Source organism: Spirulina sp. LEGE 11439 (genome assembly GCF_059821285.1).
In genome coordinates, this window is the sequence record NZ_JCAMRX010000007.1 from 15,572 (window position 1) to 41,365 (window position 25,794).

General features: G+C 46.7%; 37 protein-coding genes. 9 read left to right on the plus strand and 28 right to left on the minus strand.

Annotation, left to right across the window (positions count from 1 at the left end; all coding sequences use genetic code 11):
* Positions 1-94: 94 nt before the first annotated feature.
* The 5 genes from AC6RV6_RS06820 to AC6RV6_RS06840 form a co-directional block, all read right to left on the minus strand.
* Positions 95-454, minus strand: a complete 360-nt coding sequence (locus AC6RV6_RS06820; protein ID WP_500239860.1) for a hypothetical protein — start codon at positions 452-454, stop codon at positions 95-97.
* The gene (locus AC6RV6_RS06825; protein ID WP_500239861.1) at positions 451-618 is read right to left on the minus strand and encodes a hypothetical protein; all 168 of its coding nucleotides are present in this window, start codon (positions 616-618) and stop codon (positions 451-453) included. Before AC6RV6_RS06825 ends, AC6RV6_RS06820 begins: the two co-directional genes overlap by 4 nt.
* Entirely contained in the window at positions 615-1,214 is a 600-nt protein-coding gene (locus tag AC6RV6_RS06830; protein ID WP_500239862.1) for a PEP-CTERM sorting domain-containing protein, read from the minus strand. Before AC6RV6_RS06830 ends, AC6RV6_RS06825 begins: the two co-directional genes overlap by 4 nt.
* Positions 1,189-2,817 (minus strand): hypothetical protein, encoded by a 1,629-nt coding sequence (locus tag AC6RV6_RS06835; RefSeq protein WP_500239863.1) that lies wholly within the window; start codon positions 2,815-2,817, stop codon positions 1,189-1,191. The genes AC6RV6_RS06830 and AC6RV6_RS06835 overlap by 26 nt, the downstream gene beginning before the upstream one ends.
* A 157-nt stretch (positions 2,818-2,974) precedes the next feature.
* Positions 2,975-3,655 carry a hypothetical protein gene (locus tag AC6RV6_RS06840; RefSeq protein WP_500239864.1) on the minus strand — a complete coding sequence of 227 codons (681 nt, stop codon included), beginning with the start codon at positions 3,653-3,655 and terminating at the stop codon, positions 2,975-2,977.
* Between the two features lie 193 nt (positions 3,656-3,848).
* On the opposite strand from AC6RV6_RS06840, the gene AC6RV6_RS06845 reads away from it, so the two are divergent.
* On the plus strand, positions 3,849-4,247 hold the full coding sequence (locus AC6RV6_RS06845) for a hypothetical protein (protein ID WP_500239865.1): 399 nt from the start codon (positions 3,849-3,851) through the stop codon (positions 4,245-4,247).
* Here the strand turns inward: AC6RV6_RS06845 and AC6RV6_RS06850 are convergent.
* The gene (locus AC6RV6_RS06850) at positions 4,242-5,879 is read right to left on the minus strand and encodes a hypothetical protein (RefSeq protein ID WP_500239866.1); all 1,638 of its coding nucleotides are present in this window, start codon (positions 5,877-5,879) and stop codon (positions 4,242-4,244) included. The two genes, AC6RV6_RS06845 and AC6RV6_RS06850, sit on opposite strands and share 6 nt — an antisense overlap.
* 170 nt (positions 5,880-6,049) lie before the next feature.
* Between AC6RV6_RS06850 and AC6RV6_RS06855 the strand changes: the two genes are divergently transcribed.
* A complete protein-coding gene (locus AC6RV6_RS06855) occupies positions 6,050-6,367 on the plus strand; it encodes a hypothetical protein (protein WP_500239868.1) in 318 nt (105 codons plus the stop codon).
* On the opposite strand, the gene AC6RV6_RS06860 is transcribed toward AC6RV6_RS06855, so the two are convergent.
* Both AC6RV6_RS06860 and AC6RV6_RS06865 read right to left on the minus strand, forming a co-directional pair.
* The gene (locus AC6RV6_RS06860; protein WP_500239869.1) at positions 6,359-7,246 is read right to left on the minus strand and encodes a tyrosine-type recombinase/integrase; all 888 of its coding nucleotides are present in this window, start codon (positions 7,244-7,246) and stop codon (positions 6,359-6,361) included. The two genes, AC6RV6_RS06855 and AC6RV6_RS06860, sit on opposite strands and share 9 nt — an antisense overlap.
* The gene (locus AC6RV6_RS06865) at positions 7,230-7,628 is read right to left on the minus strand and encodes a hypothetical protein (protein WP_500239870.1); all 399 of its coding nucleotides are present in this window, start codon (positions 7,626-7,628) and stop codon (positions 7,230-7,232) included. Before AC6RV6_RS06865 ends, AC6RV6_RS06860 begins: the two co-directional genes overlap by 17 nt.
* A 137-nt stretch (positions 7,629-7,765) precedes the next feature.
* On the opposite strand from AC6RV6_RS06865, the gene AC6RV6_RS06870 reads away from it, so the two are divergent.
* A complete protein-coding gene (locus AC6RV6_RS06870; protein WP_500239871.1) occupies positions 7,766-8,218 on the plus strand; it encodes a double zinc ribbon domain-containing protein in 453 nt (150 codons plus the stop codon).
* A gap of 346 nt (positions 8,219-8,564) precedes the next feature.
* Here the strand turns inward: AC6RV6_RS06870 and AC6RV6_RS06875 are convergent, their stop codons facing one another.
* The 20 genes from AC6RV6_RS06875 to AC6RV6_RS06970 form a co-directional block, all read right to left on the minus strand.
* Entirely contained in the window at positions 8,565-8,894 is a 330-nt protein-coding gene (locus AC6RV6_RS06875) for a hypothetical protein (RefSeq protein WP_500239872.1), read from the minus strand.
* Between the two features lie 8 nt (positions 8,895-8,902).
* Positions 8,903-9,226: a hypothetical protein gene (locus tag AC6RV6_RS06880; protein ID WP_500239873.1), complete on the minus strand. Its 324-nt coding sequence runs from the start codon at positions 9,224-9,226 to the stop codon at positions 8,903-8,905.
* 26 nt (positions 9,227-9,252) lie between these two features.
* On the minus strand, positions 9,253-9,768 hold the full coding sequence (locus AC6RV6_RS06885; RefSeq protein ID WP_500239874.1) for a siphovirus Gp157 family protein: 516 nt from the start codon (positions 9,766-9,768) through the stop codon (positions 9,253-9,255).
* Between the two features lie 63 nt (positions 9,769-9,831).
* Positions 9,832-10,191, minus strand: a complete 360-nt coding sequence (locus tag AC6RV6_RS06890) for a hypothetical protein (RefSeq protein WP_500239875.1) — start codon at positions 10,189-10,191, stop codon at positions 9,832-9,834.
* A gap of 1 nt (position 10,192) precedes the next feature.
* Entirely contained in the window at positions 10,193-10,675 is a 483-nt protein-coding gene (locus AC6RV6_RS06895; protein ID WP_500239876.1) for an ASCH domain-containing protein, read from the minus strand.
* Positions 10,672-10,917 carry a hypothetical protein gene (locus AC6RV6_RS06900; RefSeq protein ID WP_500239877.1) on the minus strand — a complete coding sequence of 82 codons (246 nt, stop codon included), beginning with the start codon at positions 10,915-10,917 and terminating at the stop codon, positions 10,672-10,674. The genes AC6RV6_RS06895 and AC6RV6_RS06900 overlap by 4 nt, the downstream gene beginning before the upstream one ends.
* Positions 10,918-10,961: 44 nt before the next feature.
* Complete coding sequence (locus tag AC6RV6_RS06905; RefSeq protein WP_500239879.1) at positions 10,962-11,327, minus strand: hypothetical protein; 366 nt, start codon at positions 11,325-11,327, stop codon at positions 10,962-10,964.
* A gap of 200 nt (positions 11,328-11,527) precedes the next feature.
* Complete coding sequence (iscB, locus tag AC6RV6_RS06910) at positions 11,528-12,805, minus strand: RNA-guided endonuclease IscB (RefSeq protein ID WP_500239880.1); 1,278 nt, start codon at positions 12,803-12,805, stop codon at positions 11,528-11,530.
* Between the two features lie 335 nt (positions 12,806-13,140).
* Positions 13,141-13,281, minus strand: a complete 141-nt coding sequence (locus AC6RV6_RS06915; RefSeq protein WP_500239881.1) for a hypothetical protein — start codon at positions 13,279-13,281, stop codon at positions 13,141-13,143.
* A 120-nt stretch (positions 13,282-13,401) separates the two neighbouring features.
* A complete protein-coding gene (locus tag AC6RV6_RS06920; protein WP_500239883.1) occupies positions 13,402-13,902 on the minus strand; it encodes a hypothetical protein in 501 nt (166 codons plus the stop codon).
* Positions 13,899-14,492 carry a glucosaminidase domain-containing protein gene (locus AC6RV6_RS06925; RefSeq protein WP_500239884.1) on the minus strand — a complete coding sequence of 198 codons (594 nt, stop codon included), beginning with the start codon at positions 14,490-14,492 and terminating at the stop codon, positions 13,899-13,901. Before AC6RV6_RS06925 ends, AC6RV6_RS06920 begins: the two co-directional genes overlap by 4 nt.
* Positions 14,489-14,674, minus strand: a complete 186-nt coding sequence (locus tag AC6RV6_RS06930) for a hypothetical protein (RefSeq protein ID WP_500239885.1) — start codon at positions 14,672-14,674, stop codon at positions 14,489-14,491. The genes AC6RV6_RS06925 and AC6RV6_RS06930 overlap by 4 nt, the downstream gene beginning before the upstream one ends.
* A 2-nt stretch (positions 14,675-14,676) precedes the next feature.
* On the minus strand, positions 14,677-15,810 hold the full coding sequence (locus tag AC6RV6_RS06935) for a M23 family metallopeptidase (RefSeq protein ID WP_500239886.1): 1,134 nt from the start codon (positions 15,808-15,810) through the stop codon (positions 14,677-14,679).
* Complete coding sequence (locus AC6RV6_RS06940) at positions 15,788-16,036, minus strand: hypothetical protein (protein WP_500239887.1); 249 nt, start codon at positions 16,034-16,036, stop codon at positions 15,788-15,790. The genes AC6RV6_RS06935 and AC6RV6_RS06940 overlap by 23 nt, the downstream gene beginning before the upstream one ends.
* Before the next feature lie 46 nt (positions 16,037-16,082).
* The gene (locus AC6RV6_RS06945; RefSeq protein ID WP_500239888.1) at positions 16,083-16,718 is read right to left on the minus strand and encodes a hypothetical protein; all 636 of its coding nucleotides are present in this window, start codon (positions 16,716-16,718) and stop codon (positions 16,083-16,085) included.
* 188 nt (positions 16,719-16,906) lie between these two features.
* Positions 16,907-18,574 carry a hypothetical protein gene (locus AC6RV6_RS06950; protein WP_500239889.1) on the minus strand — a complete coding sequence of 556 codons (1,668 nt, stop codon included), beginning with the start codon at positions 18,572-18,574 and terminating at the stop codon, positions 16,907-16,909.
* The gene (locus tag AC6RV6_RS06955; protein ID WP_500239890.1) at positions 18,574-19,341 is read right to left on the minus strand and encodes a hypothetical protein; all 768 of its coding nucleotides are present in this window, start codon (positions 19,339-19,341) and stop codon (positions 18,574-18,576) included. The genes AC6RV6_RS06950 and AC6RV6_RS06955 overlap by 1 nt, the downstream gene beginning before the upstream one ends.
* Before the next feature lie 10 nt (positions 19,342-19,351).
* A complete protein-coding gene (locus tag AC6RV6_RS06960; RefSeq protein WP_500239891.1) occupies positions 19,352-19,513 on the minus strand; it encodes a hypothetical protein in 162 nt (53 codons plus the stop codon).
* Entirely contained in the window at positions 19,513-19,782 is a 270-nt protein-coding gene (locus tag AC6RV6_RS06965; protein WP_500239893.1) for a hypothetical protein, read from the minus strand. Before AC6RV6_RS06965 ends, AC6RV6_RS06960 begins: the two co-directional genes overlap by 1 nt.
* A complete protein-coding gene (locus AC6RV6_RS06970; RefSeq protein ID WP_500239894.1) occupies positions 19,782-20,978 on the minus strand; it encodes a ParM/StbA family protein in 1,197 nt (398 codons plus the stop codon). Before AC6RV6_RS06970 ends, AC6RV6_RS06965 begins: the two co-directional genes overlap by 1 nt.
* Positions 20,979-21,287: 309 nt before the next feature.
* Between AC6RV6_RS06970 and AC6RV6_RS06975 the strand changes: the two genes are divergently transcribed.
* The 6 genes from AC6RV6_RS06975 to AC6RV6_RS07000 are packed head-to-tail and all read left to right on the plus strand — an operon-like array spanning position 21,288 to position 25,793.
* Positions 21,288-21,662, plus strand: coding sequence for a hypothetical protein (locus tag AC6RV6_RS06975; RefSeq protein WP_500239895.1), 375 nt, complete (start codon positions 21,288-21,290; stop codon positions 21,660-21,662).
* Positions 21,637-22,323 carry a hypothetical protein gene (locus AC6RV6_RS06980; protein ID WP_500239896.1) on the plus strand — a complete coding sequence of 229 codons (687 nt, stop codon included), beginning with the start codon at positions 21,637-21,639 and terminating at the stop codon, positions 22,321-22,323. Before AC6RV6_RS06975 ends, AC6RV6_RS06980 begins: the two co-directional genes overlap by 26 nt.
* Entirely contained in the window at positions 22,320-23,291 is a 972-nt protein-coding gene (locus tag AC6RV6_RS06985; protein WP_500239897.1) for an AcrVA2 family anti-CRISPR protein, read from the plus strand. The genes AC6RV6_RS06980 and AC6RV6_RS06985 overlap by 4 nt, the downstream gene beginning before the upstream one ends.
* On the plus strand, positions 23,281-23,547 hold the full coding sequence (locus tag AC6RV6_RS06990) for a hypothetical protein (protein ID WP_500239898.1): 267 nt from the start codon (positions 23,281-23,283) through the stop codon (positions 23,545-23,547). The genes AC6RV6_RS06985 and AC6RV6_RS06990 overlap by 11 nt, the downstream gene beginning before the upstream one ends.
* Complete coding sequence (locus AC6RV6_RS06995) at positions 23,544-24,185, plus strand: ATP-binding protein (RefSeq protein ID WP_500239899.1); 642 nt, start codon at positions 23,544-23,546, stop codon at positions 24,183-24,185. The genes AC6RV6_RS06990 and AC6RV6_RS06995 overlap by 4 nt, the downstream gene beginning before the upstream one ends.
* 15 nt (positions 24,186-24,200) lie before the next feature.
* A complete protein-coding gene (locus tag AC6RV6_RS07000) occupies positions 24,201-25,793 on the plus strand; it encodes a tetratricopeptide repeat protein (protein WP_500239900.1) in 1,593 nt (530 codons plus the stop codon).
* Position 25,794: the final 1 nt, after the last annotated feature.

A 25,794-nucleotide genomic window follows, 5' to 3' on the forward strand; every position in this document is an offset into this window, starting at 1 on the left:
ATCTTGGCATAGTTTACTCCTAGAGAGTTTAATTCTAGAAAAAAAGAGGCGCGATGCCTCAATGGAAAAGATGGAAATGGAAATCTAACAAAATTTAAGTAGCTTTTTCTGACAAGAATGATAATTTTGGTGCAGGCAAATACCTCACTTCGCTTTCGATTTCTGTAATGAGCCTTCGCGCATACTCGAAGCGTCCGGCTGAATCTAATTCGCTCAATAAATTCAGTACATTCTGCACGCGCTCTCGGACTTCCTCGGGTAATTCTAAAATTTCGCGTTCTTTGCCGCAAGCCGATGCCATCGCCAATTGAATAAACATGACTTTGCCGTCAATATTGAAGCCTTTGCTGCATTGCACGGCTAGATCGATTTGGCGTTCATCGAGTTCTTGGGGAGCTTGAGGAATGGTAATTTCGGGAAGTTCGATACTGGGCGTTGGTAGGGGAAAAGTCATGAGTTTTTTTGTAGAATCAAAACATTTATGCGATCGCAGATGTCAGCGCTGTTCGAGATGGCTCTGCGTCGCTTGCGTGCCGATGCCTCCCAATCGCTCACAAAATTCTCTAAGTCCTCTTTTAGCTTTTGAGTTTCTTCGAGTTGCTTTTTAATATCTGTCATCTTTTCCTCCTCAGCCACATTAGCAAAGCACTGAAAATTAATAATGCCAAAACACTCGAAGATTCCGGCACGCTCGTGGTCTCGCCACGTTGCAGCAGCGCTAATTGATCTCTCGTAATTTCGCCCTCATTGAATTCTGAGAGTTCGTAGCTTTCGCCGCCTGTGACTCTGGCAAGGTCGATGTAGTCGGCTTGGGTGTCTCGATACCCAGAGTCCACAATGGGAAAGAAGCTGGCGTTGTTGGCTTGAAGAAGCTGTGCAATCGCATCGGTTCCCAAAAGATTATGCGGCGTGTCGATAAGCGGACAACCCCAACGCCCCAACAAGCTACTCAAGTCGCAATTGTCGCTATCGGATAGCAAGAAAATATTGGGGCTTTCGGGGTTGAGATATTGAAAGGTTTGTTTTAGAGCTTCATAGCCAGCATCGTTGCGATATCCAATAACTTGAAAGTTTACTTCTATTCCCAAATCCGTCACTTCTTCGTTGAATGACTCCAGCCAATCGAAGAGCCAAAAGCGAATATTGGGCGGCAGAGAAACATCGAAAAGAACAATATAATCTTGCATATTAATGACCCCAATTGACCGTGCCATTTAAGATTGTGTTGTTTTGATGATCTAAGATAGGCGTAGTGGAATTTACAGCAATTGCGCCCCAAATCTCATTGCCAAGAACATTGTTAATGGTGTCGTAATTGTCGATTCCCGTGAGTCCGGAAATGTAGTTATTTTCAATCGTTTCAATCGTTCCACTAAAATTGAAAATTGCTGTTTCAGCAACAGTGAAATTACTATCGCGGATGGAATTAATGTTGCCGTTGTTTTGGTTGACAACGCCGTAATACCCCGGAAAATTGAGATTTTCTAAGATCGTGCTATTACCCGAATTAGTCAGATAATTTGTGATGGTCAAATCAGAAATGATGGCGTTATCGCTTTGAATCTCAATATTATTGATACTACCAGTGCCAGTTACGGTAATATCTGATGCTGAGAGATACAAAGTAGAAGCATGATTTCCATCCAGCCAAACTGTATCGCCCGAACTCAGAATAGAATTGATTGGATTGCCAAAAGCATCAATGCCAATAGTGTAGCCAATGCCATCGAAAGTGACCTGAGTTCCATTCGCTAACCCTGCCCAATCGTCATCAATGACAACATCAGAAATAATTTTTTCTTGCAGAATGACATCGTATTGATTGAGAGAATTTTGCAAAAGATACGGACTATCGGAATCCAATCTGAGATAATAAGAACCTGCCGCTAAATCGAATAAACCTTGGGCATTTTCGGAAATCGGTGCAAGGCTATCGCTAACAATATACGCATCAGTGGCATTGATACCTGTTAATAATTGGTAAGTGCCGCCATCTACGCTAAAACTATACCAATCCTCATGGTTTCTCTTGCCAATGAAAGCATCCTCGATCTTGAAAGCGCCAGTGAATGTCTGCGCGACTAAATCACCTCGAATGTAATCAAAACCCGCAGTATCAATATTCCCCAGATCGATCGCGCTGGCTTGAGAAAATCCTTGACTTGGCGACGTGCCAATCGCTAATTCATAGTTTGAAACAGCATCGCCAATCCCCCAAACTTCAAGGACATATTCACCGGGTTCGAGAACATTAACATAGTTATGCTCCTGCGCCCCCCCGGACTCCCAGCTATACCATCGCGCCCCCGGTAAGGCTTTGCCCCAGCCGAGTTCTTGGAATAGTCGTGTCGATACGTTGTCGCTTTGCCCTGATAATAAGTATTCGATTTCTGTCGTTTCCGTGGTAACGAACGAGTAATAATCGCGATCGCTCTCGTTCTCAATGCTCCCAGAGATATTCCAATCCTGCCCGGACTGCCAAGAAAGCATTTGCGTGTAGGCAAAAGTATCGCCCCCTTCGACCTCTGGGATAATCAAGGGATTGTCAAAGAGTCTCAGAGGGTTTTGGTATTCGGTGGCATCCCAGAACTCAAGGGTTTCCACATTATAGAGCGTTGACAAGACATCATTGGTTTTGTTGGTGACTTCAATCCGATTGCCGAGCAGAGTCGAGGTATCATCCCAGCGCTTCACTTTGTATTCCTCACGAAAGCCGCTAAAATGTGCGGTGTCATTGCCCGCTAAACCATCATAGGAGTCGGAGGAATCCAGCCAGCTAATGGTAAAGCTGTCATGTCCTGAAGTTCCAGTTTGCATCACCAGCCCTCCATAGAAGCGGCAGACAATGCGGACGATATCAATAATGCAAGCAAAATTTTCATGGTAAAAGAAGTGCGATGTACCCGCACTTTGCAAGGAATCCCCAAATCCCCAGCAAGCGCGAGCAAATAGAATAGCAAACCCAATCTCTGCATTAGCTCGCGGGATTCCAACGCACGTAAGCGCCCGAAATGCCCTTTTTGCAAATTGGCGGATTCTTAGCTGTCAAGGTGGCAATAGTTTGCGAAGTTCCAGCAACTTTAATCGTGGCAGGCAAAGGATTAGAGGCAGTATTGGTAATTTTGAAGTACCCGCATTTCCCGGGGCGGATGGTTTTGCTTTTATCCACGTCATCGTAGGTCACTTCGTACCGGATACCCGCCGTAAAACCTTTGATAAAAATGCGTCCTTGTGCGTCTTTCCAAGATGTAGCGCTGCCGGAGTCGGGAGTCAGCACATTGCCAACGCATTTTGTTTCTAGCGTGCTGGCACTACTCGTGTCGTAGCTGGTGCCGTCAATTGTGAAATTACTGCCAATGCTCGGTACGCTGGCAGATGTGCTGATTTTAATTTCCCCGCAATACCCAGCACGAATCTTTTTCTGCAAAGCTACGCCAACGAGTTCGAGGGTGGTTTCAGCCCCCAATGCCGTCGCATCGGTGTCGGTATAGTACACCGATCCCTTGCTATCTTTGAAGATATCGGCAACTGCGGGATTGGCAAGAAAAGCAAGGAAACTTACACCGCTACCGCCTAACAGCAGCAATGCGATCGCGCGTCGAAGATATCGCGAGAGTTTTCGTTCGGTTGTAGGTTTGGTTGTAGTAGGACTCATGAGACAATGGATGTGAAATATATAGATTTGGCGAAGCAGTCAACGACCGCCTCGCTATTTTTTTGGGATCGCGTCGGTCACTCAACGATGCAATCCGCTCTATATGCGTGATAATACGTAAGCCAACCAAAATCAATCCCTTGGACGCGAAAATGACAATATTGGCAATATGATGTCTAAACTGTAAAGACTTATGAAGAATTTTAATATCTATTCGTTAACTTTTATTGCAACGATGATTCTTTCAGGTTGCAGCGTTCCGCCGATGAGTAAGACAGCAATGGTCACAAAAATTACCAATGATTTGCAGATTGTCGTGGAGATGGAAGGGCGCGAGGAAACGCTGAAACTTTGTGGTATTGAGATGAAAGCAGAAGGCAATGAGTATCTCAAGCAGTTCCAAGGCGATCGCGTAGTGGTAGTAAAATTTGGCGAACTTGCAGATATTTTCGTTGCCGATGGTAACGGCGGCGAACTTTATCTCAACGGAATTTTGGTGATGAAGAATTTGGCAGAGGTCGATGAGACTGAAGCAAAACATTGTAGCGATCCGAGTGTTTTCGAGACAGCGAAGAAGTTGCGAGAATCATAGCGCTTGCAGTTTAACATGAGTTCTTTTCATTAACTTTTTCTGCAATGCCTTCCCTCGCTCTGTTGTTGGCTTTAAAGTTTCTAATAACTCCAAACCTTCTCCTTCATACTGCAAGCAGCGCTGTAATAATTCGCATTCAATATTAGCATCGTTTTTCGCGGCAGCAAAACTCTTTTTGATTCCTTCGAGACCACCGAGAATTGCTGTATTTCTAGGAATATTTTGAGAAGTCAATACCGCATCGGTTTCTTCTGGAATTGCAGGATCTTCGGAGGCTGGTGGCACTCTTAATACTTCCTCGGCAATTTCTTGGAAGTGTTGGCATTCTTGCAATGTTGCAATAATTTTATCTTTCTTCCAAGACTTTTTCAAGATAAGCTCGTAGCGTTCTCCAAATGCTATCAAGTCATCCTTAGTTCGCTGATTTAACAATGGTAATACCAGAGTTTTTGCATGATTCCGCGTTTCTCGACGAGTCCGCAGCACGCCGCGAAGAATATCATTATCAATAGTTTCTCGTGCAATTTCGAGCAATTCCAATGGCACGAGAAGATTAGCACATTCGAGAATGAGTTGGAACGGATGTAGCCAATCTTCGATAACCAAGCCTTTAACAGTTTCGTGGCGAGTCCAGCGTAGAACTGGACGCGATCGCAAGATTTTTCCGCACCATTCCTCGAAATAATTCCGGCGTTTTGGCGATTCGATAAAACTAGAAAGCAAGCTAAAATGCTTGCCGATGCTCGTGGGTTTAGCAAAACCTTCTCCCGTCCACTGAGACGGATAAGATGACGGTCGCATCGCATCGAGTAACCCAAACATCACGTCATCGGCAAGGTTTGCAATATGCCAATTCCCGTTAATTTTAACGATATTCCAATAGGGCGAATCTAGATTTCGATGATGCTGAACTTTACTTAATGCAAATTCGACTTCCTCGTGTAAACATTCGGCTTTGATTTTACTCAGTGGCATCGCCAGCCATTCTTTCTCCTCGAATTCAAAGCGATAGAGTTTCTTAGAAACTTTCTCGATTTCATTAGGTTTGATAACCTGCAAATGTTCGGCTTTACAAACAATCAGCATATTAATAATTTCTGTACTATCTGGCATCTCGAAAATCCATTGTTCTTCATCGAGAAATGGCGTTCTTTGAGAAGGAATGCGAACGTTAAAATGCGATGGATAACCTGCTCTCAACGATGCTTCTCGCAGTTCGTCGAATAATTCAGATTCAAGTCGTTCGTCAATCTGCAACAGCAATGAATCTTCTCGCCAAGCCACGACTCTCAACCTTTCGGGGAGTTTTGGCAAAACCTGTAACAATTGCACCCGCGATATTCTCTTAGCTTCCTCGCGATGTTCGGCGATCGCCTTGGCAATCTCTTCGTCACTCATCGATAAGCGATCAATAAACAGCCATCCTTCGGCTTCAGTGACTTCCTTGCAATAACTTCGCACCGCATCGAGATGTTTCTCGTCAAACTCCCATGTTTTGTTCCACTCCACCCAACTGCGCTCCTTCGTCGGTAACTTTTTGATTTTCTTCACCAACGCTTCGTGATAGTCAGCATCGAAGACAACGCGATTGAATGCCTGTATTGACGGTCTTAGCTCTATCGTTCTTGTCATACTCTCTTGCTCAATAGTATTTTTAATACTCTTTGGCTGGTTTAGTTTACTACGAATATTATTAATAGTTTAGCATAATCTTAAGTAGTAAAATTATACGAAATATTTTTCAGACAATATAGCGAATTTTGGTAGAATAAAATTATAAACTTGTAGCACGGCAAAAAGCAATGACATGGCTGGAATATCACAATAAAGCCGAAGAATACTTCGAGAAAGCGGAAAGGCTACATAAATCCAATACCGAACTCGCCAAGCAATACTTTCGTATGGCAGCCGAAGCCGAAGCGAAAGCCTTGCAAGATTTAGAGCCAGAGAAGCAGCGAACCCTAGGGATTACAGTCGTTAGCGTCGTTTCACTTTATGTGAAAGGGGGCATATCGCAAACTGCGAAAGACTTAGCAAACCAGTATCTCGCTTCTGACTTGTTACCTAATTTTGCCATTCAAGAACTCCATGACATCCTCGCAGCAATTGCGTTATTCTAACTTTGCAAATGCTTTCCGCGCGGCGCTTTCGGCTTTTCGCGATGTTACCTTGGCATATCTCAGTGTGGTCTTGATATCTTCGTGTCCCATCAGCGCTCTGAGTTCTTCGATATTCATCGTCCCCACGCGCTCGGTGGCAAATGTATGCCTCAGTCGATGAAACCTGACATCGGCGATTTCCGAGATTTTCTCAACGATTCCCCGTAGTTCTTGGTAAGCTCTGGCATAGCTAAGTCTCGATATTCTCTGCCTTACAGGGTCTTCAGCAAGAAATAAAGCCTCGTGGCGGTCATCGTGGTAATACTCCAAGTATTCACAAAGTAACTCCCGCGCACCTTCACTAAAATAGCACCAGCGTTGCTTATTCCTTTTGCCCGTGACGAGAAACTTAAGCGACGGCATATCCAAAGCCTCGCGATCGCATCCCAGTACCTCGTCAATTCTCGCGCCGGACTCGTAGAGCAAGCGACACAGCACATGCAACCTGAGATTCTTGGATTCTGCCAATGCACCCCACAATAACTCCAGTTGCTCTTCGGTGAGATAGCGAATCTCGTCGTTCCAATGCTCTCCCTTGCTGGCATCGGGCTTCTTGGGCTTCAGTCGGGCGCAGGGATTGCTGGCGATTAGCTCTTCGGACAGCGCGTAGTTAAAGAGCGCGTTGATAATGCGTTGATGCTTATTATGAGTCGTATAACCAATGCTATCGAGGGTGTCGTTGAGGTACGAGCGCACGCCGTCTCGGTCGATTGCCGCGATATCTTGCATTCCCCAGTGAGAAACGAAACGAGCCAACACCGACTCGTAATCTCGTTTTGTGAGTAGAGAAATATCGGAACGTTCTATAAAGTTAGTGGCGATTCTAGCAAGCGTCGGCATCTTCTGACAATCTCCAAAATTCCTGCGGTACGGGCATCAGCAATATCTTCATCATCTCTGGCGACAGTACTTCCAATGCGACTTCCTCGCCGTCGTAGATAACATTAGGATAATCGTTAGGCACGAAGATACCGTGAGGCAAGCGAGAATCGCCGCCAAACCAAGCTCTTGCTCTGTAATCCACGCGCTCTCCCATTTCGAGGTCGATCCAGAAATGAAGCGGAAAAAGTTGGTCATCAAACGCAATACTGCCTGCATAGCAAGAGTGAGGAATATTCAGATCGGTCAGGATACTATGAAAAACTCTTGTCATGCCGTCGCATTCGAGGGGAGCATCGTCGTAAGGATCGAGAAGAGAATGCAAAGATTGTGAGGATATCATAGAGCAAATAGTGGAAGAATTTTGCACTCTATTTTATCATAGTTTTTACTAAATTTTTTACAATTTTAGTATGCCAGTAATCTACAAAATTACTCGAAATATTCTATGATTTTAAATACAAAGTTATATATATTTTTATGCCAAATCTTTTCATCGACAAAGCGCCCCGAGAGAGCGAAACCCTAGCGGAGTACGTGCGGCGGCTGCGAGGCGGGCAAAGTAGAGCCGAGTTAGCCAACTTAGCTGGGTGTCACGAGCAAACCATCGGCAATATTGAAACTGGCAGCACGACGAAACTTGCCAGCAAAACCAAAGCAGGCTTGGCCAAAGCCTTGCAAATCCCAGAAAGTTATCTCGATGCGGCGATCGCGAGGAAGCCAGTGGAGATAATGAATTCTCTAAAACTTTGCTTGCGTTGCTGGACACCGGGTAATGCCCCCGAAGCCTATTGGTTGGATCCGAGGGCAGAGTTTTGTTTTCTGTGTGGCGAAAAACTTACCCAGAACTGCCCGAACTGCAAAGCGCCCATTGAGAGCTACAAACACAAGTTCTGTCCGGAGTGCGGCGGGGGGTACAAAGATTCAGAGTGATTTTGGAATTCTGTAGGTCAATTGAAAAGTTGCTTTGCCAACCAAAACTAGCAAAAATATTTAAAGGGCAATCTAGCTAAAAAGGCTTGCTGTATATGAGCTTCAACCTCCCACTAATTCTCGTTCGCACTCGAGCCGCACTGCGTACAGATATCTGGGCGAGTGCTGCGCTCCTTGCCTCATCTAAGCTCTCCTGCGAATTCATCAGAGGCAAATTTATGAATGAATCGTCGGGATGGTAAATTATCGCGTTGAAGCGATCGCCTTCTTGGTAAATTTCGTACCTAAGACTGCAAGATTTTCCAGTTTCTACTGTGGTTCTCATAGTTCAATTTTTCTCTCCATTTTACTCCTTTATTTCTGCACTCATCAGCACCACCATCGCATCCCATTTCTCCCTCGCAATCTGCAAGGCTTTTTCTAAGTGTATGCCAAATTCATTGGGAGTCGAGATTAATTCAGCAACGCGAGGAATCCGAATACAAACCATTGCATTATCAAGACATCCTCGCTGAAATAATCTGGCTTCTACCATCAACCAAAAATCGGGATGCGTTCCTTTTATCACTTGGTTAACTGCTGTCAGTGCAGAATCTTCCCATGTTAAATTGGGGAAATATTGCTGGCAGAGTTTGATAGCAGTTTGTTCGGTTATTTCAGCTTCTAAATTTTGCATGATTCCTCCTAATAATCAAAGTCAATCTCCAAACCACCGTCTCGTCCTTGCTCCTCCAATTTGGCTTGGATTTCGCGGCCGAGTTCGTTCTCAGAGATTTTCTGGGTTCGGATGAGTTCGGCGTAATCTTCGCGTAGGCTTTCAGAGTCTTCAATACTCAGAAATTTGAGTAAGTCTTCGTAAGTTCCGCTAAACTCGAATTGTTCAACAATTGTATCGGTGCAGGTGAACTTGTGTTCTTCATTGAGATGGGACATAGAAAAAGTCATAGAATCATCTTGTACACTATCTCGATTGGCATTTGGAAAAAGATGACCACGATCGCTTCTCATAGAATTCTCTCGATAATAAAGGTGGTTTACTGAATTCTAACATGGTTTTCGCGTTCTCTCCAATGGGCGTAATTCTTAATAGTTTCATCGCCATTTTCAAGAGCTTCTCGAATCGCTTCTTTATTCGGGGTTATCTCGATTCGCTGGAATTTTCCAGGTAACTCTTCGGGCTGCACGACCAATGCGATTCCTTGTTTGCCGCCGTTTTTTCGCAGGCTAATCCGATGGCGTTCGGTGTCGAACTTCTTAATCTCGTGGCGCTCTAGAAAGAACTGGAGAAATTTCTTGAGTCGCTGAGATTTGCTGTAATCAAACTCTGCCAGTTTCGCGAGTTTTTCGGCGCGTTCCTTGCGGAGTTTTGATAATCCTTGCAAATACTCAATTAACTCGCAGTAATTATCGAGTTTCTGGTGCATTTCTTCGCCAATTTCATCGAACCAATGCTTGATTATTTCTTCTTGTTCGATGTCGCCTTCTGCGTTTTCAAGAAGTTCGTCGAGGGCGAGGAGGTCGTCGGAAATGTTGAGGAGGGTGCGGATCATGGGATTATTTTTGTTTTTTTACACCCCAAGACTCCTTTATTTTTTTGGTTTTTTTTTAGTTTTCTACATCACATCATGATGCTCGATAAATTCTTCGCCGTCTTCACAAACCGAAGCAGTCATATCAAGTTTTCGAGGATTGTAATCGCCTATCCTCGCAGCCAATCGGGTTATTTGTGTCGAGATTTTCTGCTTCTCGAGAAAAATTAAAGCACCCGCACAATGCTGAGAATTCTCCGTTGTTTCAGTGACAATTACACCATCATCATCCATATCTGTCACTACAGTTTCATGGCAGGGAAAACCCTGCTGGCGATCCACAATTGATTCGCAAATATCCTCGGCGCGAAGGTCTCCTAAATAGCCCGGAATATCTTTACGGAACGGGCATTTTTGACAAGGCTTAGTCAAGTCGAAGTGCATATTATACCTCCTGTTTAATCTTCGCTTTCAATTCCCCCTTGGGAATCCAAAGCCCCTGATACCCTCGCGCCGCCACGGGAGTTCTAAGTTTAACCACATTCTCCAGAATATACGCGAACCTGCCGGGCTGCCAGTTGCCCACTAACCTCTCGATGTCTGACGCGAGCGCGATGTTTTCTTCGGTCATTTGGTAGCACTTGGTTAGCTTGGCGATCGCGACGATTGTACCATAAGGCATCTTCTCCAAATCCATCTCAAAGCCAATAGAATCGCAGAGCTTCCAATAACGAACAATATCGGCATTGGTCATTACTCGCGCTGCCGCGTGAATTGCTAACCAGCCGCGCCAATGATAATGCTTGGGGCGCGTTTCGATTAACTTGAAACCTTCAGCGATGAAGCTGGCATAAGGTTGGTGCAGGGTCAAGGCGTGCAGGTCATCCCATTGGATTTTAGGAGTTTCTAGCAGATTGAGTTGTTTCATTTTTGCTCGTTCAATTGACGTTTTAACATTCGTTGCAGCTTGGTTTCCGTTTGTCCTTTGGAATATCCCTGCATATAGATCGAGCTACTGCAATATTCTGGGCTGCATCCCCCGCGACCGTCATCGAATCCCAAGTTAAAAATCCAGTCATTCCAAGTCTCCTCGTTTTCCGGGATTTGCACGTTCTCGCAGTGCGCTTGATAGGCTTCTTGCTCTACTAAAGAGGCTTCGCTGAATTGCATTGTTTTCCTCCTTGATTTTGAGATTCTGTAGATCATTTGAAATTTTATAAACCTGTCAATAACTCAATCAGCCACTCAGTCATTTCCTGCTTGGTCGCCCCAGAGAATCTCAGTCCCGTCTTTGCCTCGCATTCGCGAATGTATTGCCTGAGTTGTTCTCTACTCAGCTTCATAAACTTAGAGAACAAATAGGCTGGAACGTTAACGTTAATCCAACGTACCGCTCCAAGCTCTTGCAATTTCTCATAAGCATAAGGATACAATGCCGGGTCATTGCCCCAACGAAGGTTTACGCTGTTTGGAAGCGAATCGGCGACGGCCATCACTAAGCCATTGACTTTAACGCAATCGCCCGTTCTTAAGTTACAGCCAATGGTTAACATAATCGTCGTTGTCATTGCTACGGTCATTCTTGCACCTCCTTGAGTTTCTTCAACAATTCAGACTTTTTAATCTTCCTCAGCCTACCGATTTTCTTCGTGGGGTTCGCCTTGTTCCAACTAAATGTCGCGAGGGGTCTCCCGTTAGAATCTCCGATTTAACGGGAGGGGAATCGCGACCAATATAAAAATTGAGCGGCAGCACTTCGGCATAGCTCAGTGACCTCGAATCATTGTTTGAATGCGTATTCGTAGCCATCGGCATGATGAATTTTAGTTAAATATTTAGGATGAACATCAAAGCGAGACTTTTGGGTAATTAACATGAAACTAGGTCTGAATCGAATCGCAATTCTTCCAAAATAATTGCCTGCATACTTTCCTTTCGGAATAGATGCTTTAACGATATCGCCTGTCTGAAAACCTTGGAAAAATTTAGCTTTCGGAGCATGACGAACGGGAAAGCCATACTTATTCGGACGGCATCGTTGTCTCGTCCCATGACCTTTAGCAGCAATTAAAAGCGGTTTTCTGACCTCAATAATTAACTGTTCTGAGGTAGATTTTCCAACACAAGCAGCATCGAGCCAATGAGTCTTGGGTAGGTTCTGACGAGTGCGATTAAATTTGGTCAATCCTCCCGTTCCAACCTCAACAGGTAAACCCGTTTTCTTGAGTTTTTCGTACAGTCTCCAACGGGTAGAGTTAACTGCTGCACTATCTGCCAATGGTCGTTTTGCTTGCCCTAGAATCCGTTTGAGAACATTAGGTTTACCTGATAGGAAATCTTGGATTTCTTGGTTTCCTTTAGCTTGATTGCAGGGATGACAAGCGAGGGTTAAATTGCTGACTCGATTGCTACCGCCTTTGGATTTTGGCTGAATATGCTCGACTTCTAAGGGAATATTCTCTGCACTACAATAAGCGCATTTTCTGTTCCACTTCTCAAGCAAATATTCGCGTACTTCAGACCCTAATAATTCTCCTTGCTGGTATTCAGCACCAGAGATTTCTGGGTTTTGTAATGCCTGAGTATCGAATCGAACTAACTCTTGAGAAAGCCCCGATATTGGACAGATTCGATAAAGCCGTTTAACCCACGTCAGGATGTTATGAACTCGCGACATTAAACTGGGAGCAAGCCAGCCTTTAGGACGCTTTCGATTGAGAAAGCGAGGTTTTCTATACCGAGTTTTGCGATTTCTGCGAGAACGTCTTAACTGTCGTCTTGAAGCTAATCTGTCTCTAATTTGCTGTCCGCGATGGGTCAATTCAGCCGCCCAAATCACTCGGTTTCCTTGTAGGATTGCTAATCCTGTCGTTCTCGAACCGGGGTCTATCTTTAACTGACATTCATTAACTTCTCCTCCCTCTATATCTTGAATAATAATGGTAAAGGGAAATTTCTTGAATACCTTAGCTCGTCCCAATTTGAGCAATTTTCTCGCTCTAGCTGGATGAGTTAGGTTTAACGGCTTCTTGTTTTTGTCTAGTACGAAAACCCGCATGGGATAACTCCTTTTTCAAGGGTAAAGTTTGCCTCGTCAATGTTATTTGAGCTTGTTGAATTAACAACACTTCCTTAACTCCTTACAGATGTTTAATTGTTAACGAAAGAGCCAAAAGCTGGCACGCACTTACGGGTTTCATGACTCAAATAACGTAGCGATTTCTCGCTTAGACTGGTCAGGTTAGGAGCTTGGATTTCCCAAGCTCCCGTTAGAACGCGAAGCGTTTAGCGGGAGTTCCTGGCGCCAGCGCTTGTTCTCTGAGTTGCCTATAATTAAACGAATCTAAATCGGGTTCGCTGGCTTTGAGGAATGTCGCATATTCTTCGAGTTCGTCAAGCTCTGATTTTGTCATAGTAACTCACTCGAATATTGTGTTTGACGGCAAACTGACTGCGCTTTTTCCTCGGCTTGTAAACTTGACAGCGCTGCCAGAGCTTGCGAGAAACTTTTCGTTTTCTAGGTACTTTTAGCATGATTTAAGGAGTAGAGAGTCGTAGGCTTTTAGATTTATGATTCCTTTATTTTTCACCCCAAATATTTAGTTTTCTGAGTTTTTATTTGTTTTTTCATATTATCAAAAAATCCAAAATTACTCAAGTTTTATTTTGGAAGTCAGGGCAATTATCTTGTCCGTAAGGATGCAAGCCACAAACGAAGAAATTCTCGCCATCATAGCGACCGACGAAGTTTTTACACGCAAAGCAACCCGGCTCGAATGTGTATTTCTTGGGATATTCGGAGTGCAAAATAAATTCTTGGGTTTTCAATTGTACTTCGAGAGTTTCAATTCTCGCAATGAATTCGGAATCTTGAGAATTATCTAGCTTATCTTTGAAGCGAATTCTTTCGTAGAAAACAGCAGAAATACAAGTCATTCCAAATCCAACTCCGCCGACTCCAGCCCCGCCGATTCCTACAAGCAATGCCATATTTCGGTGCGCTCTCCAAGACAAATTAAACTCGCTACCAACTTGGTAAATGATGACACTCGGCACGATAGAAATAGCCGTGATGCCACCGAGTCCGAGAGTGACTAAGCCAACGCCAATACCTGCGCTGGTTAGGGTTTGCAAAAGTTTTTTGAGGTATTTCATTGTTTTTCTATTAACTCCAAAACTTTCCGACGATGCCGCTTGATCTTGGTACTCCATTGGGAATCGGTGGCGTATCGCTTGCCAATCAGATCGAGAGCGCGATCGGGATTCTGTTGATACAAAGACTTACTGCCGCCACCTCGAGCTAACAAATTATCCAGCGTATTCGCCAAGATATTCGTACAGCGATCGAGGTCTTTACAGGATTCAAATGCTAATTTATATGAGCCTTTACGCCCGTTGACCCATTCGTTAGTCCTAGTCTTGGTGCAGTGCCGCCCGGTTCGATCGACGCACTTGAGTCCCCAGTGATTATCTTTGCCAATCACCGCTCTACCCCAGCCCGTTTCGTGAACGGCGATAGCAATGGTGATGCTGGTGGGTATGCCTCGCGATATCTCCAATCTTCGTGCGGCAGGCAACAGACGAGTAAGATAAGCATTATTGCTGCGGTATTGCACGGACTGACTGGGCTTCGAGACCTGCTTTGTCACCTGTGCTTTCACGGGTGGATACAGTTGCCAGAGCGCCAATAGTCCCAGAGCGCCCCATGTCAGCCATTGGGGATTGAATTCTTTAGAGAAAATCATTGTCTTTCCCTCCAACAACGCGATCGCCAGCAGTCCACGGTCACGACAGCAGCATTATCTCCCACCGTTCGCCACCAATCGACCCAGTACAAAAACGCTGGAATCGTGCGAGGATTAATGGCAAGCGTGATAATCACGAGCAAGCCGAAGAAGGCGAAACAATTGCGAGCGAACTTAAACATAATCAAAAACTCCCGCCAATTGCCGGGCAAATAAAGAGAATATCGCAGGGGTCTTGGGCTTGCTTATTTTCCCGCCACTCGAAATGCAGGTGCGATGATTCGGGAACGCCGTGCTTGGTCGAACCATCACTCAGAACCACGTAGCTATTCCCCGAAAATCCCATCAAGCCTATAACCTGCCCCGCTTCAACTCGTTCTTGCGGACGCACCAGAATTTTCGATAAGTGACCGTAAAGGCTTTGGTTCTCGCCATGTTCTAACGCGATCGCATTGCCGAGTCCCCAATCGTGCCATGCCGCAAATGTTACAGTGCCGTTCTTTGCCGCTCTGACGGGCGTACCGACTGCCCCGGCAATGTCGATGCCTTCGTGGTATGAATGGAACTTTTGAGTCAATACGCCCTCGGTGGGTTTCGTCCAGCCGCCAACTCCTGCGGAGTCAGAGCGTTTAGCCAAGCCTGCCAAAAATTCTTCGGGTTTTTGGTGCAATTTGCCGTCAACCCAAACCTCAATATGCGGATGCGGTCCCGAAGAGCCGGGGAACGTCGTAGAAACTTTGCTCAATAACTCTCCCGCTTCGACATTTTGACTCCGGCGAAACTTCCGCAAGGGTTGGCGATCCAAATGCAAATAGCGAATATTTACAGTTTGCCCTTGCCACCTCGACTCGATGCCAATTGCACCGCCGCTCTCGGCATCCGGCTTTAACTCGACAATTTTGCCCGACAATGCCGCCACAATGCGACCTTTGTAAGCATAGTCTACGCCCTCGTGACGGCGACAATTTTTCTTGCAACCCAAGGGACGAATCGAACCAACGAGATCGCTAATCTTGGCCAAAGCAGGAGTAATGTCTGCGAGGGGAAAGAAGGATTGTGCAGGTGTTGACGCGGCTTTGGCTTGCGATGAGGCTTGAGAAACCGGGACGCTTCGGAAAAACTTGCCGAACTGGGAATTTTTAATTGCACCGTTAACATTCGGCTCGATAATGCAAACCACCAAACCCACCACAACCAACGCCGTCAGCCAATCGCCACGACGCAATGCCACCTCGCGATCGCGCACGTAACGCCATGCGGGGTCTTTGTCGGAGACCACGTGCGGTAATAATTGTTCAGAGGTCGGTAGCGTTCGCATTTTTCAATCTGGGATCCAAAATGGGCGGTGAAGGCATGGGTTCTGGTGCTGGCTTTGGCATCTGGGTTTCCACGAGTTCGCGGGCATCTTTAATGGCTTTATCTCCTCGACCGGATAATGCCTGCCATGCCGTTGCGATGGTGATGCCGCGCAAGTCGAGGTAGAACGCGAGGAGTGCCAGAAGCAATGCGATCGCGTTGGCGGTTCTGAGCCTGATAAAAAACATGGTTCGGCAAAAGTCAACTAAGGGGGTGCGACCCCCGATATGCGCTCTAGTTTTTCAGGAAATCTTCAATAGACTTAGCAACGTCAGGATCTAAGCCTTGGGAATTAACCCGAACTTTGCCATTGCCCGCACTGGTAAAAACAGTATTACTCCCAGTGGTCAAGATGGAGTTACTGGAATTGCGAGAAGAAGTACCGAGATTCAAAGTCCCGTACTTGGCAGCTTCCTCGCGGCGGAACTTCACCTCCAATGCGGCCATCCCGGCTTTCGTGGCAGGTGCGAGAATATCCACCGTCCCGCGTGTATTTCGACCAAGGGCATTACCCACGCGATCGGAAACAGACGCATTTTGATGCAAGGGTACTGGGAAGAAAAAGCCCCGCAAGCCAGACAGGAGAATCCCGCCGAGAACGATGGGAGTTAACGTCAAGCCCACCATATATACGGTGCCGCTCTTGGGATTGCGCCGCCACGATTTGAGTCCGATGCCCAAGCTCGTTACGATGCCATCGGGAGATTCAGAGATAACATTGCTGGCTTTTTTAACCGCATCATTACGCTCTCTTTGAAACCCTCGAAAACGCTGAATGGCATTGTTAGTTTCGTCGTAATGATTGGGTTCTTGAGTTTGTGTTTGGCTTTGATTTTTCCTCGTGTCACCACGAGCTACTGGTTGATTCATCGCTTACCTCCAAAGCGAATTGTTTACTTGTTTAAAGGGACGAATCCCAAGCGCTAAGAGAGACTCGAACTCCCAGGGGCTATCCCGAATTATTTGATAGCTTTAGCGCCAAAAATAGCGAGAGAATTTCTGTCGGGCTGGGTTGTTGGGAAATGGTCGTGATAACCTGTCTGGCTTTACATTCGCTATCAGGCACGTTGTCCTCTCTGCTTTAGCACGAAAGTCAATGATTGCCCTTCGCCCCGACAGCAACCTAAATTCAACCCTGCTAATTCTTGAAATATCTCGCGGATATCATCGGCAGAATAGTCCGCTAAAATTGCATATTGAATCCGCATAATATCGCGGGCTGCAATAGCTTTTTGTTGCTTCTGCGCGAACTTGAGAATAACTTGTTGCTGCGGTGAAAGTTGAACGCGATTGGTAATCGAAATAATATTACTTTGCTCGCTGCTTTGCTCGCTGCTTTGTTCGGAGAATTCTTCTAATTCTTCAGCTTTCTCCAACAACACGGGCGGCGCTGCAAATTCAGAATTTTGATTGTTATTCTGGTTATTCTCAGCTATTTTGGCTTGTTCGCTATCTGCCAATAACTCACCGAAAACCGCGAGAATATTCTGAGGTCGCAGCCATTCGGGTAAAGCCAACGCCATTTCAATGTTTTTACCCCGTTCGTCTTTGTCGAGTCCCTTGAGCAGTATCTTCCCCGATGGCATAGCACGCCCCGTTATACCTCGCTGGGCAAAGCATTGAATCATCACGCCGCCGCGATCGATCATGCTGCTGGTTCCCGATGTGCCGCCCAAGCAAGTCAGGGTGTCGCCGTGGGATAACAAAATCGGAAATTCGTCGTTTTTGTCGGACTCCGATAATACGCTTTTAACAAAGTCAAAGTCTCCAGTTTTTTGAGAGTTGCAATTCTCCTTATATTGCGTGAACTCATCCCAAATTGTCGTGGTCGCAGTCTTTTCATTGGCTTTGAGTGCCAAGCGCTGGCGATATTCACTAATACCTTTATCAATATCGGGGTAAGTCCGAGCAGCAATATAAAAACATTCGCTCCAAGAATTTAAGTGCGCGTGGGGATCGTATACTCTAGCGCGATGCCCGACTAACAACATTCGCAGGAGAGCCACGCAATCTGCCAAGGTAGATTTGCCAGATCTTTGCTCTCCCCAGATAATCACTGGAGTCGCCTCGAGCAGTTGAATCAGCCACGGATGCTTAGCAAGCAGAAAATCCCACAGATATTGCAAGCGATCGCGATAAGGCAAGCCCGCGATAGAATTCAAGAAAATAATATCGGCATCGGTAATGAGGGAATTGGGAATCGTGAGTCGGGAATCGTGGGAAATCGGAGAAGGTTGTTGGATGAGTTGGTTGTTAACGGTTGGTTGTTGGTTGTCAGCGAATAATTGCGATGGCTGTACGGTCTTCTGCACTACCTGCGGTTGAACCGGATTTATCACAGAATTTACCATCATATTCTGCAAATCTTGTTGCAACACTGGAGGCGAAGAAGTATTCGAGATCCCGTTACTTCTATTCCCGATTCCCTGTTGCCGATTCCCTAAAATCCCCAGATTCTCCCCCAACACCCACAGCAATACCGCTCCCCCAACTGCATTGCATCCCAAGGAAATTAGCGCGAACATCGGCGCGGAAGGATGGCGCTGTCGGGTGGCATAGATTGCAGGATTATCTTGTTGAATACTCTCGGCGGTGGCAGCTAGAGTTTGCTCGTCCTGCGCGGGAGTCTCCCATTGCGCGGCACTGGCAAAAAACCAGCCGCCCCCAAAACAGCCGAGAATAATTGCACCCTTGATGATGATTCTGGGAGTCAAAGTATTGGTCATTACTCCGTGCCTCCAGAATTTTCGGAATCTTCTCCCTCGTCGCCATCCCACCGATACCCTTGACCTCTTGAATTTCTGGCGATCGCGTTGGGATTGTTGCTGCCAAAGTGCAACGCTAAGTCGCTCTTGCGCTTTTCGAGAACTCTTGCCTGCAAGCTATCAATCGGAATCGCAGGGGCTTGAGGCACTCCCGTTTGTGCCTGTTGGAGTGCGAGGGCTTGTTGGAGAATAGCCAGAATCTCGGCGTTACGCTGGTTATCGGGTAAAGTTTGCGCTTTTTGCAGCGCATCGAGTTGGCTATCGGTAAAACTTCGCAAACACACTTGCAGGGGCTTGCCATAACACTTCTCGGCGCGTTCCAAACTCACGAACTGCGAGGCACTGGCAGAATACCTTTGCGCTTCTTGACCCCGCACCAACTCGGTCAGGTATTGCAGCCAAAGCGAATATTGCAAATCGCAAAGCCTGAAATCTCCCGCACAATAATCCGAGTCTTCCAGCCATGTCGCATCTCTGGTTGGCTCTTGCTTTTCAGGCAACTGCACCGCCACTTGGTTCTCTTGTTGCACCGGAGTCAAACTCGCAATCAATAAACTCAACGAATTGCCCGCGATCGCCAGCACAAAAACGACACTAACCCCGAAAAAATAATTATTGCGGTGTCTGGCACAATGTTTGCTAATGTGCCGAATCAGAGCGCTTTGAATGCTATTTTGAATGGCAATAGGCGCTTGGGGAACTGGAGTATCTTGAATTTCTTGATTCACGTCGCACCTCCTAAGAGCCTGTCGGCGCGTGAGACATGGCACAACGACCGGAACAACTCACGCAGTCGCCGCCCCGCTCGGAACATTGGGCTGATACGGGATTGCTAAAGCCGCACCAGCAAACCAAGCCAGCCAAAATCATTGCAATAATCCCTAGCGTTAAAACCATCATTAAAGCCCCCCAAACTCTTCGGGTTCTTCGTACTCTTCGGGTTCTTGGGAAAATGTTTCAGTGACAGAAGCAATAGAAGTTGTTGCCATTGCTGAATTTCCTACCGGCACGCCAGTTTCAGCCATAGCCAAGGCTTGGTTGCCAAAGAAGAAGAACATCATCGCAACTGCATCGGTGGGATTGGTAAACCCTGCGGCTTGGCGGATCTCTTCCAGTTTTTGATGGCAGGGCGAACCTTTTCTAATCGTGACTCGAATTTCGTTTGCCATTACTTCCCTCCCTTATTGCTCTTGTTATTGCTCTTGTTATTGCTCTTGTTATTGCTCTTGTTATTGCTCTTGTTATTGCTTGTGTCCAGCAGCATTCCTCGTGCCGTGATAGTAGCGGGATTGTTCTTGACGACAAAAATCCTGCCCTTGCTCTTCGCGGCAATGCCTTGCAATAACGGCGCACTCCCGCCAATGACAGCAGCTTGACCGAACTCAGAGAAAAACGCATTCCACTTGGAATTTAATTTGCGCTTGAAGTCTTCAAGCCATGCGTCGAGATGCGTTTTGTAGGCTTTAGCAATGGAGACGTTCTTTCTGGCACCGCGATATTTTTTGTTTCCAGCGATCGCATCGAGTATCACCTCAATCCTTGGCGACACTCCACTGGCTTCAGCGCCTATCAAGATTGGATCGCGGGCAATGAGTTGTGCCAGTTCTTTCGTACCGTCCAAGGTAATTCTGGAGTCCCAGATGGGATGCCCCGACGAACTAAATAACATGGCAGTTACATTGCCGCCTCCAGCGTCTATCACGCCATTGACTCGATCGCGCCATTTGAAGGCTTTATTCTCCTGAAGCCACTGAAACGCTGAGAGACCCTCGGCTTCTACGAGAACACGATCGATCTGGAGATTCATCAAAGCACCATTGCGCCGATACCGATGCCGTCCTTCGAGGGCTTGCCGAATGCTCTCGACTTTCTCGGTATCTTGAATATCGGGAATGCAGACTTTAAGCGCTTCGATTCGCAGGGGAATGGCTTTGCTCCGATTTCGAGGACTGGGACAATCCACCGCAGCGAGGGCAAATCTGGCATACACTTCGCTCTTTTCACCTTCAAACGTCGGGATGCCGTTCAGTTCGCGGGCTAATTTGCCCACCACCCAACGCTGGTCTTTCAATGCTTCATTGCTGCCATCCAAATATTCGATAACAATACTGCCATCACTGTCATCGCTCTTGACAAAAGGCGTTTCGTAGTCGAGAAGACTCTTGTAATATGCCGGGATTACATTGATTTTCTGAGGATTTCGACCGTATTTTATTTGCCGATTCCCGCAATCTGCGGCAAGAACCGGGTAAACCAAACTTCTAATGTGGGAAACCGGTTTCCCAGAATGGCTGTCGGAGGATGTGGGATTTCCCCGACCATCCCCAACGGGATTTTTCGGTGTTTTAACTATTGCTTGGGTCATGAGTTTTCATCGGTTTTCGTTGTAGTTCGCTGAAGTTCTTTGATTTCAAAGGTTTCGAGGTTTTGACGATGCAGCTTCACCGCACCGCCCGCGCATTTCCCGCGCGTTTATCGTGATTTCGCCGTCTCAACCGTTTCTAGCGCGGTTGTCGGGAAATCACGAGAGGATGTGTTGCGTCCTTGAGATTTATCATAGTCCAAATGTCTGGACATTACAAGAGTCTGGACAAAGTTTTTTAAAGGACATTCGGACAGTCCGGTAAAATGAGGGTTGGGGGACGGCGAATTTAGTTCGCCATGTCCAACCAAAATGTTGCGTCCTTACCATTCAATTAACGTGGTCGATCGAAAGCGAAGCGAAGACTATAAAGGCTTAACCGTCTACCTCCCCAAAGAACTCGAGAAACAATTTCGGATCGCCTGCATCGAACTCGAGATCGGCAATCAATCCGAAGGTGCCGAGACGGCCATCTCATTTTGGTTGAATGGCATGGCGTTTCTCAAAGCACTCCTAGAAGAACGCAGGCCGAAGAATTGCGAAATCGTCAGACTCGCCCGCGATCTCGATATGGAAGAGGAAAAACTCGTGGAGCTTTGCGATCGCTTATTTCCAAGAAACCAAGACAACCAGCACGAGCAAGAAAATCAGGAGGAAGCCAATGACAAGCAAAATAACAAGCATTGACGCACTTTGCGAGAACATTGCCAGACAACTCGGACAGCCCGAGCTAAATTTATTTTTTGCCGGGACTTCATTGGTCATCGAAGCGCCATCGCGGGCTAAAGCATTGGCACTGGTTGACAATGCCACCGATAATCTCGCCAATTCCCTCGTGGGCTTTGGAGGTCTTTGCAAAGAAGTGAAAATTCGCTTCCCCGGTTGTTCGCGTCCGTTTCGGGTTCCCTTGGTCATGGCATCGAAAGAACAAAAGCTCGATGAAGGCGAAGTAACGCAATGGGTCTTTGGCGGCGGCATGAAGTTCGATGCGCGATCGCTGGCTATCTTGGAGCGCATGAAAAGTTCAGAGAAACCGATGAGCTTAGTCAACTTAGCAACTGACGATCAAGAGTGGGTCAATTTAGCATTGGCAAATATGCTGGCATTAACTCCCGATCGCGCCACTGAGTTAAACATGAGAAACTATTGGGAAGAAGATGCTTTAGCCTACGTGAAGCGCATTTTGAGACAACAAACACGATTGGATCATCGCTACGAGGCGTTTATTCCAGTCGGGCGCAGATTCTTTTCGAGTACATTTGAGGTGGTGAAGTTTGGGAATACTCAAGCCGATTACCGATTGGTGACAATTCACGAGTGCAGTTCCGTAGCAGCCGCAGTGCGATGACAGAAAAAATTGCCAGCAACAAACAACTCGTGGAACTGGCGAAGAAACTATCGCCGGATTTGCTGGTACATTTTCTCAAAAAAAAGCACAGGCATTACTCCGGCTATTACCCTTGGGAATTCGTGGCATCGGGCTTGGCGATCGCCCTCGGAGCAACTCGAGTGAAACCCTATTCCTCGCTGGATTTTGCCTCGCGCTCTGCCATCGAAATCGCTTGTTTTTTTCAGCAAGAAGAATATCCGGTGTACTATTTGGAGCGCAATCTCTTCGAGGCTTTCCTGCACAGCGACTTGCCTCCTGCCATCTACGAAATGCAGCGCGTCGTACCGAGGGGCATTATCATGCTACCGACTAAACCGGGTCTGCACTCTCCCGACAATACTGAAATTGCTTGGCTGGGTTTTCATCACGTTATCGAGGGCGATCGCTTTCCCGAAATGATTCTAGACGGCAAGGTCATCAAATATCCTAGCGTCGCTGCTGACACCAAACTGGGTTGGATGTCGCTGATACGCGGTGCGACTTATGCCAGTATCGTTGGCTTGCTGCCCGACGAACAAGGATTGCCTCAAAGTGGCAAGATGGAAATGGCACCAACAGCAGGTTTCTACGATCGCAACACCGACCCCGAACCCGAACAAGCCTTTCTGAGGAATGTCGATTCCATTGCTCTGCAAACTATCCTTTACCTACAGACTTACCCTGAAGATATTGAAACCGCTTCGGGCAAGAAACTGCGACGAAAACCCCCGCAAGCCAAGGGATATAGAAAGTTCGAGCCGCTTTGGATCGGTCGCGACTACGTTCGTTCTACATCATCTCTGGCTCGCGGCGGTCATCACGCCAGCCCCAGAAGCCATTGGCGGCGAGGGCATTGGCGCAGGGTCGCAACGGGCGAAGGACGCAAAGATCGCGAGTGGCGCTGGATTCAACCGTGTTTAGTTAAAGGAGAAAGCAATGAGCATTGAAGAAATCGTGCAGCCATTTATTGACATAGCGAATCTACTCAACCTCGCCGTTACGCTGGGCTGTTTCGGCTTGGGAATTGCAGGAGCTTTCTGGCTTCGCAGTCTTCTATTCGCACTGGTTTTTTGCGGCGTACTTTTGTTCTTAGGATTCGTCTTCTCTCCCTTTTTTCTCAATGTCAAACAAAATATGTTGCCGAACATAACAGCGATTCTGGTAGGATTTGGCATCGGTAGGCTATTCAAGTTCATGGCATGATTTCGCATTCTGTATGGAAATTGAAATGCTTCAAGCTCGTTGGTAATTTTCGTATCCTCAAAGATATCGAGATTGATTTTGCACCAACAACACTCATCACGGGACTCAACGGTTCCGGCAAATCCACATTGCTGCAATTTCTCTTTGCCCTCTCGCAGGCGGGGAAGAACAAGAAGTTTGCAAGAGCCATCGCCAAGCACGGGCAGTTCGAGTGTTGTTTAGAATTTGACGTGGGGACATTGGTTTTCTCGACGAATTGTGCTTTCGACGGGATGGCATTGGGTCAGTGGAACAATAATATTCTGAAAGCCCGAGGTAACACAGAAATACTATCGAAATTCAAGTCTGGCGTTCATCTTCTGCGCCTGTCCGAGGAACGAGCGTGGTATGACCGAGAAAAATGCCAAAGCCGTCGCGATCGCTGCTACCGCGAGTATTTTGGGAAAGCTGAGGAAATTGCCGATAAATCTCTGACGGTTCGGAGATTTATCGATGGAACAAAGCCGGGTTCGATTTTGCTGGTGGACGATGTGGAGTTTTGCCAACCCGAACAATTGCAAAATGAGAGCAGGCAAATTATCGCGGCGACGAATTCTTCAGCTTTTCATCCCGTTTCGACATTTTCAAATTCCATATAGAAATTCAAAATTCCCATGAGTATCTCCAGTTCTCTCTACAACAGCCTTGACATCGACATTACTGCAATCTCGTGGGAGCATTTAAGTACCTACACCGCCATTGAATATTATTTATGCCGCGAAAGCGAACCTCCCGATAATACCTTGCCCCTTCAGCAAGTGCGGCGCTATTTGCAATCATTTTATCACCTTTGCGATGCGGCAGATTGGCGGCGGGCAGCAAAGGTTTTGACGGTAGAATTAGACAAAGATGAAGGGGCAAATATAGACGAGGAACTGCACGATCGCTTGGGATTGTGGGGATACTACGAAGAGCAGGAAAAGCTATATCGGGCGCTGCTGGGGAAATTCAACGCTCAGTGCGATATGGTTTGCTACAACGGCTTGGGAAACATCGCTGACAGCCGGGGCAATCTCGATGAAGCCGAAGAATATCACAAAAAGCATTTGGAACTGGCAAGAGAAGCGAGAGAAAACACGGGTATTTGGATTGCCCTAATGGGGTTGGGAAATGTCGAAAAAAGTAGAGGACGAGGAGAAAATGCGGCTGACTACTATCGCGAAGGCTTGCGGGCAATCGAGAAAGCCGCAGATACCGCCAAAGCGCCCAAACTCCGCGCCATGTTCCTCGGCAATCTGGCGAATGTCTTGCGAAGCGGTCAGACCCCGCGTCGGCGAAAGACGCAAGGGAATGCTGACCAAGAGAACCAGCAACCGGATGAAGCGCTTGCACTGGCCAAACAATGCCTCGAACTTTCGCGGGAATTGCATCATACTTCCATGCTGGCGCGAACTTTAGTTCTCATCGGCGACATTCGCAATAATTTGAACCAACCGGAGGAGGCGATCGCTTATCATCGAGAGGGCTTTGAGTATGCCAAGGAATGTCGAGATCCGGTGGCAGAATGCGACGCGCTCAAGGGGCTGGGAGAAACTTACTGGCATCTCTACGAATTCGATGAGGCACTGGCATGGTACGAACAATGCCGCAAGAAAGCAACATCTCTTGGCGAGCGTTCTTTGGAAGGTCAGGCTTTACGGGGATTGGGCATGGCAGCGTATCAACTGGAGAATTATCAAGCCAGCAAGGATTATTTCCAGCAGTATTTCGTTTTGGCTTCGGACATCGGCGATCGCATGGGAATGCTCGGGGCAACCAAGGGACTGAGTTATGCCTGCGATGCCTTGAACGAACTGGATGCGGCGATGGCATGGGAGACGATGGCGTTGCAATTAGCAGAAGCATCAGGGGATGAAGAGGAGGCGGCAAGTTCTCATGGTTATTTGGGTTATGCGTATTTAAACACCGAAGAATACGAGAGAGCCTTGGAGCATTTGTTATCAGCGCTGGCATGGCAACAAGAGCATGGCGAACCGTCGCAGATGGCGATAACTTATTACAATTTGGCAGATGCTTATAGTTATTTGGGAGAGGGAGAGAAAGCATGGCAATCTTGGGAACGCGGTGGTCAATTAGCGCGACAATATAAACCAGATTTAGTGGCAAATTTTCGGGAATTACGAGGGAAACTCAAGAGGTTAGAAAAGAACGAAGCGAAATCACTCAACAAAGAAACCGCAGGGAGTAGGGAGGAAATCATGGATTAAT

Coding starts and splice junctions, on each gene's coding strand:
- AC6RV6_RS06930 (WP_500239885.1), bottom strand. CDS start 14,674: ATGTTTAAGTTCGCTCGCAATTGTTTCGCCTTCTTCGGCTTGCTCGTG.
- AC6RV6_RS06950 (WP_500239889.1), bottom strand. CDS start 18,574: ATGACCAATACTTTGACTCCCAGAATCATCATCAAGGGTGCAATTATT.
- AC6RV6_RS06990 (WP_500239898.1), top strand. CDS start 23,281: ATGAGCATTGAAGAAATCGTGCAGCCATTTATTGACATAGCGAATCTA.
- AC6RV6_RS06835 (WP_500239863.1), bottom strand. CDS start 2,817: ATGCAAACTGGAACTTCAGGACATGACAGCTTTACCATTAGCTGGCTG.
- AC6RV6_RS06985 (WP_500239897.1), top strand. CDS start 22,320: ATGACAGAAAAAATTGCCAGCAACAAACAACTCGTGGAACTGGCGAAG.
- AC6RV6_RS06980 (WP_500239896.1), top strand. CDS start 21,637: ATGACAAGCAAAATAACAAGCATTGACGCACTTTGCGAGAACATTGCC.
- AC6RV6_RS06945 (WP_500239888.1), bottom strand. CDS start 16,718: ATGAATCAACCAGTAGCTCGTGGTGACACGAGGAAAAATCAAAGCCAA.
- AC6RV6_RS06870 (WP_500239871.1), top strand. CDS start 7,766: ATGCCAAATCTTTTCATCGACAAAGCGCCCCGAGAGAGCGAAACCCTA.
- AC6RV6_RS06875 (WP_500239872.1), bottom strand. CDS start 8,894: ATGCAAAATTTAGAAGCTGAAATAACCGAACAAACTGCTATCAAACTC.
- AC6RV6_RS06965 (WP_500239893.1), bottom strand. CDS start 19,782: ATGGCAAACGAAATTCGAGTCACGATTAGAAAAGGTTCGCCCTGCCAT.
- AC6RV6_RS06825 (WP_500239861.1), bottom strand. CDS start 618: ATGACAGATATTAAAAAGCAACTCGAAGAAACTCAAAAGCTAAAAGAG.
- AC6RV6_RS06960 (WP_500239891.1), bottom strand. CDS start 19,513: ATGATGGTTTTAACGCTAGGGATTATTGCAATGATTTTGGCTGGCTTG.
- AC6RV6_RS06860 (WP_500239869.1), bottom strand. CDS start 7,246: ATGCCGACGCTTGCTAGAATCGCCACTAACTTTATAGAACGTTCCGAT.
- AC6RV6_RS06935 (WP_500239886.1), bottom strand. CDS start 15,810: ATGCGAACGCTACCGACCTCTGAACAATTATTACCGCACGTGGTCTCC.
- AC6RV6_RS06975 (WP_500239895.1), top strand. CDS start 21,288: ATGTTGCGTCCTTACCATTCAATTAACGTGGTCGATCGAAAGCGAAGC.
- AC6RV6_RS06890 (WP_500239875.1), bottom strand. CDS start 10,191: ATGCACTTCGACTTGACTAAGCCTTGTCAAAAATGCCCGTTCCGTAAA.
- AC6RV6_RS06850 (WP_500239866.1), bottom strand. CDS start 5,879: ATGACAAGAACGATAGAGCTAAGACCGTCAATACAGGCATTCAATCGC.
- iscB (WP_500239880.1), bottom strand. CDS start 12,805: ATGCGGGTTTTCGTACTAGACAAAAACAAGAAGCCGTTAAACCTAACT.
- AC6RV6_RS06995 (WP_500239899.1), top strand. CDS start 23,544: ATGATTTCGCATTCTGTATGGAAATTGAAATGCTTCAAGCTCGTTGGT.
- AC6RV6_RS06925 (WP_500239884.1), bottom strand. CDS start 14,492: ATGATTTTCTCTAAAGAATTCAATCCCCAATGGCTGACATGGGGCGCT.
- AC6RV6_RS06855 (WP_500239868.1), top strand. CDS start 6,050: ATGACATGGCTGGAATATCACAATAAAGCCGAAGAATACTTCGAGAAA.
- AC6RV6_RS06840 (WP_500239864.1), bottom strand. CDS start 3,655: ATGAGTCCTACTACAACCAAACCTACAACCGAACGAAAACTCTCGCGA.
- AC6RV6_RS06920 (WP_500239883.1), bottom strand. CDS start 13,902: ATGAAATACCTCAAAAAACTTTTGCAAACCCTAACCAGCGCAGGTATT.
- AC6RV6_RS06820 (WP_500239860.1), bottom strand. CDS start 454: ATGACTTTTCCCCTACCAACGCCCAGTATCGAACTTCCCGAAATTACC.
- AC6RV6_RS06915 (WP_500239881.1), bottom strand. CDS start 13,281: ATGCTAAAAGTACCTAGAAAACGAAAAGTTTCTCGCAAGCTCTGGCAG.
- AC6RV6_RS06895 (WP_500239876.1), bottom strand. CDS start 10,675: ATGAAACAACTCAATCTGCTAGAAACTCCTAAAATCCAATGGGATGAC.
- AC6RV6_RS06940 (WP_500239887.1), bottom strand. CDS start 16,036: ATGTTTTTTATCAGGCTCAGAACCGCCAACGCGATCGCATTGCTTCTG.
- AC6RV6_RS06885 (WP_500239874.1), bottom strand. CDS start 9,768: ATGATCCGCACCCTCCTCAACATTTCCGACGACCTCCTCGCCCTCGAC.
- AC6RV6_RS06830 (WP_500239862.1), bottom strand. CDS start 1,214: ATGGCACGGTCAATTGGGGTCATTAATATGCAAGATTATATTGTTCTT.
- AC6RV6_RS06865 (WP_500239870.1), bottom strand. CDS start 7,628: ATGATATCCTCACAATCTTTGCATTCTCTTCTCGATCCTTACGACGAT.
- AC6RV6_RS06880 (WP_500239873.1), bottom strand. CDS start 9,226: ATGAGAAGCGATCGTGGTCATCTTTTTCCAAATGCCAATCGAGATAGT.
- AC6RV6_RS06845 (WP_500239865.1), top strand. CDS start 3,849: ATGAAGAATTTTAATATCTATTCGTTAACTTTTATTGCAACGATGATT.
- AC6RV6_RS07000 (WP_500239900.1), top strand. CDS start 24,201: ATGAGTATCTCCAGTTCTCTCTACAACAGCCTTGACATCGACATTACT.
- AC6RV6_RS06900 (WP_500239877.1), bottom strand. CDS start 10,917: ATGCAATTCAGCGAAGCCTCTTTAGTAGAGCAAGAAGCCTATCAAGCG.
- AC6RV6_RS06905 (WP_500239879.1), bottom strand. CDS start 11,327: ATGACCGTAGCAATGACAACGACGATTATGTTAACCATTGGCTGTAAC.
- AC6RV6_RS06970 (WP_500239894.1), bottom strand. CDS start 20,978: ATGACCCAAGCAATAGTTAAAACACCGAAAAATCCCGTTGGGGATGGT.